This window comes from Actinomycetota bacterium (assembly GCA_014360655.1).
GTDB lineage: Bacteria > Actinomycetota > Geothermincolia > Geothermincolales > RBG-13-55-18 > JACIXC01.
In genome coordinates, this window is the sequence record JACIXC010000021.1 from 39,168 (window position 1) to 45,935 (window position 6,768).

General features: G+C 64.2%; 6 protein-coding genes and 1 tRNA gene. All 7 read left to right on the forward strand.

Annotation, left to right across the window (positions count from 1 at the left end):
* The first annotated feature begins 8 nt into the window (after positions 1–8).
* Positions 9–740, forward strand: a complete 732-nt coding sequence (locus H5T73_12010) for an ABC transporter ATP-binding protein (GenBank protein ID MBC7248484.1) — start codon at positions 9–11, stop codon at positions 738–740.
* Between the two features lie 55 nt (positions 741–795).
* Positions 796–1,143: a phosphoribosyl-AMP cyclohydrolase gene (hisI, locus tag H5T73_12015; GenBank protein MBC7248485.1), complete on the forward strand. Its 348-nt coding sequence runs from the start codon at positions 796–798 to the stop codon at positions 1,141–1,143.
* Between the two features lie 163 nt (positions 1,144–1,306).
* Positions 1,307–2,080: a zinc ribbon domain-containing protein gene (locus H5T73_12020; GenBank protein MBC7248486.1), complete on the forward strand. Its 774-nt coding sequence runs from the start codon at positions 1,307–1,309 to the stop codon at positions 2,078–2,080.
* Between the two features lie 30 nt (positions 2,081–2,110).
* Positions 2,111–2,755 carry a zinc ribbon domain-containing protein gene (locus H5T73_12025; protein ID MBC7248487.1) on the forward strand — a complete coding sequence of 215 codons (645 nt, stop codon included), beginning with the start codon at positions 2,111–2,113 and terminating at the stop codon, positions 2,753–2,755.
* A gap of 150 nt (positions 2,756–2,905) precedes the next feature.
* Positions 2,906–2,992: transfer RNA gene (locus H5T73_12030), tRNA-Leu, on the forward strand.
* Between the two features lie 255 nt (positions 2,993–3,247).
* Positions 3,248–5,947 carry a DNA polymerase I gene (gene polA / locus H5T73_12035; GenBank protein ID MBC7248488.1) on the forward strand — a complete coding sequence of 900 codons (2,700 nt, stop codon included), beginning with the start codon at positions 3,248–3,250 and terminating at the stop codon, positions 5,945–5,947.
* 420 nt (positions 5,948–6,367) lie between these two features.
* Positions 6,368–6,768, forward strand: a 401-nt coding sequence (locus tag H5T73_12040) for a helix-turn-helix domain containing protein (GenBank protein MBC7248489.1), incomplete at its 3' end; no start/stop codon positions are given.

Here is a 6,768-nt window from a genome sequence, read left to right on the forward strand (position 1 = left end):
GCTTGGAGTTGCTGGAGATAAACAACCTCTCCGCCTTTTACGGGAACATAGAAGCCCTGCGCGCCGTGGACCTGTGGGTGCGGGCAGGCAGGATAACCACCATAATCGGCGCCAACGGGGCCGGCAAGACGACCCTCCTGCGGGCCATCTCCGGCCTCATCCCCACCCGCTACGGGGAGATACGTTACGTGGGCACCGATATCGCCAACATGGATCCCCACCGCATAGTGCGCATGGGTATATCACACGTGCCGGAGGGCAGGCAGGTCTTCGCCACCATGTCCGTGGAAGAGAACCTCCTGCTCGGTGCCTACGTGCGCTCCACGCGCCGCCAGGCGAAGGAGATAAGGCGGGACCTCGACTTCGTCTGCGAGCTTTTCCCCCGCCTGGCGCAACGCATGAACCAGACGGCGGGGACCCTGTCGGGGGGGGAACAGCAGATGCTTGCCATCGGGAGGGCACTCATGTCCCGCCCCCGCATCCTCCTTCTTGACGAACCGTCGATGGGCCTCGCGCCCCTGGTCATCAAGGATATCTTCGCCTGTCTCAAGCGCCTGCACGAGGAGGGCCTGACCATACTCCTGGTAGAACAGGACGCCAAGATAGCGCTCAGCGTGTCCCATTACGGGTACGTCATGCGTGCCGGCAAGATCAGGCTGGAGGGTGAGGCCAGGGAGCTCTTGCGCAACGAGGACATCAGGAACATCTACCTGGGCGAGGATACCGTGACGGAAGGGTGAGGGGTGCGTCGGCGGGCATCGCTAGCATCCCGGCCCCGTAGTGCCAGCGAGGTGCATGAAAGTGGAGGAACCGGAGATCAAGTTCGATGAGAACGGCCTCGTCACCGCCGTGGTCCAGGACGTGGAAAGCGGCGAGGTGCTCATGGTCGCCTACATGAACGAGGAATCGCTGCGCCGCACACTGCAGAGCGGGAGGACCTGGTTCTGGAGCCGTAGCCGCCGCGAGCTCTGGTGCAAGGGCGAGACGTCCGGCAACCGCCAGTACGTGCGCGAGATACGCTACGACTGTGATGGCGACGCGCTCCTCGTCAAGGTTCTCCAGGTGGGTCCCGCATGCCACACGGGAGAGCGCTCATGCTTCTACCGACTTCTCCCGGGGGCACGCGTGGACGTGCAACCGTAAAACGGCAACGGGAAGATTAAAGGGCCGCCGACACGAACAACCGGCTGCGTTGCAGGCATGCTACAGTCCCTTTGCGCCCGCGTCGATAACTCTTTCGTCGGCATCACTGAAACGGCCCTGACCTGCCGCCTTGATACAGGCGATGGCGGGCAAAGGAGGGAACATGCCGGGTTGTCCGTATTGCGGGGCTGATAATCCGCCGGGAGCGGACTTCTGTTCCTTGTGCCTGGCAAGACTTTCCGCTCCGGTCGCCGGCGCCGGCTCCATGGTGCAGGCGGACACCACGCCGCTCCCCACCGGAAGGCCACCCGCGGTTCCCCCGGCTTCCGCAACCCCCGCGTCCCCCGCAGCCCCCTCCTATGTATCGCCGGCCGATTTCCATGCCGTGGCCAGGGAGGCGAACGCGGGCGGCCGGGTGGCGGCGGGGGGAAAAGCCGTCGCGCACGGAGGCCGCGTCACGGACGCGAGGACGCTTGCCGCGGCGCCTCTCCCCCGGGCGCTCTCCAGGAGGAGCACTACCGACATAGTGCTCCTGGTGCTGAAGAACTCGCTTCTCGTCTTCGTCCTCCTCTTCGTGGCGAGCTTCTGCATCTCCCTTTTTCTCGTGGGGGCGATCTTCAGCGGCAGCGAGTCCGGGTTCTATATAGGTTTGGGGCTGCAGTTCGCTGCCGAAGCCCTGCTAATCATATGGGGAGGCTACCGTACGTCCATGGAGGCTATGGAGAGAAACAGGGGGTGGATGTACGGGGTGGGCTGCGTGGCGGGAGTGGTCTTCTTCTGGCAACCCCTGGTAGCCTTCATCCTGAGCCTCTTCCTCACCGGGAGGCCCATCCTCCCCCAGACCTTCAGCCTGGTAGGGATCATGGTGGTGATCTTACTCCTGCTTCCCCTGGGGGCGTTGGGGGGATGGCTGGCGGAAAAGAGGTATATGGGCTGAACCGTCGAAATATCCGTTGGAGGTTTGGCCATGGATTGCCCGCGGTGCGGTGCGGAAAACCCTGACAGCGCGGAGTTCTGCTCGCTTTGTATGCAACGCCTCGGTTACCCGCGGGGCGGCGGAATCGCCACGGGTGCCGGCGAAGGTATCTCCGGGACGCGGAGGAGTGCATCTCCCGCCGAATGGAGGCCAGACGTCGTGGGCTCCAGGCGCCGCGAGAGCGGTATAGTGGCGGAAAAGATAAAGAAATACCGCGTGAGCATGGCGGTATACGGCGTGCTGCTCCTGGCTTTCATCCTCTGGCTGGTACTCAGCTTCACTGTCTGGGGTAACCCCTCGCCGGGCAAGAGGGCTTCCCAGATCATAAGCGCCGTCAACAACCGGGACAGTGAGGCCTTCGCCTCGCTTTTCGCAGCGCAGGAGAGATCGTCCGCGGAATCCCTGTACGCAAGGATAACCGATTACATCGGGACGACGGGAGAGTTCCGGGACATCAGGTTCCGCGTGGAGGGGAAGGACTCCTACACCGCCTATGCTCACGTGAAGAGCGGGACGGTGGTGCTTTCCGGCGGAGCCTCGCGGGAGATCACGGGTGAGGACGGGCTGATGGTGAGTTTCGAAAAACGTGACGGCAAATGGGTCGCAAAAGTGGGGGGCACGAAACTCATCCCCTGACGGGACATTCTACATCACCGTGCACTCTACCTGCCTTTCCATGCGGGCACGAAAGCAACCTGGACCCGTGGTTGTTTCCTGCATGGCACGTCGCGATTCACCGCCGCACGGACCGGTGCTAAAATATGCTTCGTACGGCAAGCGATCCATGCCGAAGTGGCGGAACGGGTAGACGCGCTGGTCTCAAAAACCAGTGGGGGAGACCCCGTGCCGGTTCGAGTCCGGCCTTCGGCACCACCATCGAGGCCCCGCGGGACGGGGCCTTTTAAGGGGCGGGCACGGAATTGCGAGCGTCCCGGGAACCGCATGGGGGCTCGCCGGTTCCTGCGCACCCGGGTGTGGGCCCGGGACAAGTCGTGTCACTGCCGGGGTTTATCATTACCTTACGTTCTCCTTGGGTGAGGGGGCGGAGTCGTAAGGCTCCGTCCCCGAGCCTCGCCGCGGAGGTCCTTCGCCTGCGTGGGACGGAATGAAAGGGGGTCGCACCGCCCTTTGACCGAGAGATACGTGCTCATCGACGGGCATAGCCTGGCCTACCGCGCTTTTTTCGCCCTTCCCGCGGAGCTGGCCACCTCCTCGGGACAGACGACCAACGCGGTCTACGGGTTCGTTTCCATGCTCATAAAGGTGATGGAGGACTTCAAGCCGGACGCGATGGCCGTAGCCTTCGACCGGGGAAGGCCGCACTTCCGCCTCGAGCGCTTCGAGGAATACAAGGCACATCGCAAGCCCATGCCGGATACCCTGCGCGAGCAGATAGACATCATCCGCGCCGTACTGGGGGCCATGGGGATAACCTACCTGGAGGAAGAGGGCTTCGAGGCCGACGATGTGCTGGCCACCCTCGCCGCAAGGCTGACGGGGGCGGACGAGATATACATCGTGACGGGGGACCGCGATGCATTACAACTGGTCGGCGACAGGGTAAGGGTGGTGGCCAACCGCCGTGGGCTCACGGACATCCTGGTTTACGACGAGCAGAAGGTGGAGGAGAGGCTGGGCGTCAAGCCGCGGCAGGTGGTGGACTACCTGGCGCTGAAGGGCGACACGTCCGACAACATCCCCGGCATCCCCGGCTTCGGCGAAAAGACCGCGGCAGCCCTCATCTCGCGGTACGGGTCCCTGGACGAGGTCTATGCGCACCTGCAGGAGATAGAGAACGCGAAGTGGCGCAGGTTGCTCGAGGAGCACCGCGAAAGCGCCTACCTCAGCCGCGAGCTCGCTTCCCTGCGCTGCGACGTCCCCCTCTCCATGCCCGACCCTTCCGCGCTGCGCCTCCGTCCGTGGGACGAGGAGGCCGTCCGCGACATCTTCTCGTCCCTCGAGTTCCGCAAGCTGTACGAGAGGCTGCAAGCGCTGCGAGAGGAGCTCTTCGGCGCGGACAATGAGGCCGTCGCGCCAGCCCCATCCGTTGCCGCGCGGGAGAGGGAGGGAGGAGAGGCGGAGGAGGTGGACTGGCGGGAGCTCCTGCGGGAAGCGGAAGTCAGGGGCGAGGTCTTCCTTTACCCGCGGCTCACGGGAGAGGGCTTTACCAGGGGCCGGATGGAGGCACTGACGCTGGCTGCCGGCGACCGCGTATGCCGCATGCGCGCGCGCTCACGGGCGGAGGACGCGGCGTTGCGCGACCTCCTGGAGAGGCTCTCGTCCCTGCGCGAGTTACGCGTGGTCTCCTACCGCGGCAAGGACTTCATGGTGCAATCACGCAAGGCCTGCGGCAGGATGCCGACTTGCGATTTCGACGTGCAGCTCGCCTCGTATCTTTTGAACCCATCGGGAGTGACGCATGACCTCGATGCCATCGCGGGCCGTTACGCGGCCTGGAGCGAGAGGCGGGCGGCGGGCGGGCAACTGGGTCTTCTCCGCGACGAGGCGGATGAAGGTAAGGAGGAGGCGGACGAGGACGTGGCCTACGCCCTGCTCCTCCCCCGCCTCGCGGAGACTCTTGCGGCGGAGATGAACCTGCGCGGACTGCTCTCCCTCTTCGAGGAGGTGGAGATGCCCCTGCAGGAGGTCCTGGCGGAGATGGAGGTATGCGGAGTGCGCCTGGACCGCGAGGTGCTGGAGGCCATGGAGGCGGAGCTGCAGGAGGAGCTGCGCGTGCTGGAAAGGCAGGCCCACGATATAGCGGGAGAGGCCTTCAACCTCAACTCGCCCCAGCAGCTCTCCCGCATCCTCTTCGAGGTCCTGGGGCTGCCTCCCGTGAAGCGCACGAAGACGGGATACGCCACGGACGTCAGCGTGCTCACGGCGCTGCGTGACAGGCACCCCCTCCCGGACCTGCTCCTTCGCCACCGGGAGCTCTCCAAGCTCCTGAACACCTACGTGAGCGCGCTTCCCAGGATGTTGGACCCGCGCACGGGAAGGCTGCATGCCTGTTTCAACCAGACGGTAACGGCCACCGGAAGGCTGTCCTCCAGCAACCCCAACCTTCAGAACATACCGGTACGCACGCCGCTGGGAAAGAGCATACGCCGGGCCTTCGTGCCCACCTCCACCGACGGGTGCATACTCGCCGCCGATTATTCGCAGATAGAGCTGAGGGTCCTCGCCCACCTCTCGGGAGACGAGAACCTGATGCGCGCCTTCAGGGAGGGCCTGGATATCCACGCCGCCACCGCCTCGGAGGTCTTCTCCATACCCCTCGACGAGGTGGACGACGAGCACCGCCGCCTGGCCAAGGTCATAAACTTCGGCATCATCTACGGGATGAGCCCTTACGGCCTGGCGGAACAGCTCGCCATCAGCGGCGAGGAGGCGGAACGTTACATAGAGGCGTACTTCCGCAGGTATCCCGCCGTACGGGGCTACCTCGACCGCACCGTGCAGGAGGCTTCGCGGCAGGGTTACGTGACCACGGTGCTAGGCCGCAGGCGCGAGATACCCGAGCTTCTGCAGGGAAACGTGCGCCTGCGCAAGCTGGGCGAGAGGCTGGCGTTCAACACCCCCATCCAGGGCAGCGCTGCGGACATCATCAAGCTGGCCATGTTGCGCGTCCACAGGCGGCTGCGCGAGGAGAGGCTGCGGTCCCGCATGGTACTCCAGGTCCACGACGAACTCATCTTCGACGTGGAGGCCGGGGAAGCCGACGTTCTCCCGGAGCTGGTGCGGGAGGAGATGGAAAACGCGTTCTCCCTGCGGGTCCCCCTGGTGGTGGAAACGGGGATGGGCGCCTCCTGGTACGAAGCCAAGTAGGCGTCGCCGCAGCCGGCGGCTCGACCGTCGGTAGCGGAGCCTTTCCCGGGCCGGGTCTCCGCCGCGGCGTATCCGCAACCCCGCACACCGCCCTACCGTCCCGGCAGGCGCTTCCAAAGAGGGTGCGAGATAAGACCACGCATGGTAAATTATGTATAGTGTGGACATGCGACGGCCTCGTGAGCGTGCGGATAGAGCGATAGGAAGCAGGGCGGGCGGAAAGGTGTGTGCGTGGCGGTAACAAGGTTGACGGGTCTGCCCGTGAGCGGGGAGAACGTCTCCGGCGGGCGGGCTCCCGGAAGCGGCGCCCTGAACGCCCTGCAGGGTTGCGCCCTGAGAGGTTTGCCCAGGTTCATAAACATGGTGGACACCCCCTATACTTGCTTTGTGATAAACGAAGCAGAGCAAGGAGGTGTCCAAATGAAGGGTTCAGTTGGAACCACTACTAGTATCTACCACACCAGGCTTCCCCATCAATGGGAGTTGGAGAGAATGATGGGCGAGGTCCTCTCCAAGGAGGCCAGAAGGAGGCTGCGCTGGATAGAGCACTTTCGCCGCTGCGGAAATGCCAGGATGACCTGCCGCCACTTCGCCATCTCCCCCACCACCTTCTACAAGTGGCTGAAGAGGTACCTGAAACGGGGCCTCAGGGGACTGGAGGACCTCCCCCGCACCCCGAAAAGGAAAAGGGTCTCGGAGATCCCCTGGCAGACGATCCAGCTCATCTGCGACTTAAGGAGAGAGCACCCCGCCTGGTCCAAGCACAAGATAGCGGTGATCCTCAAGAGGGACTACGGCATCCGCCTTTCTTCCTCCAGCGT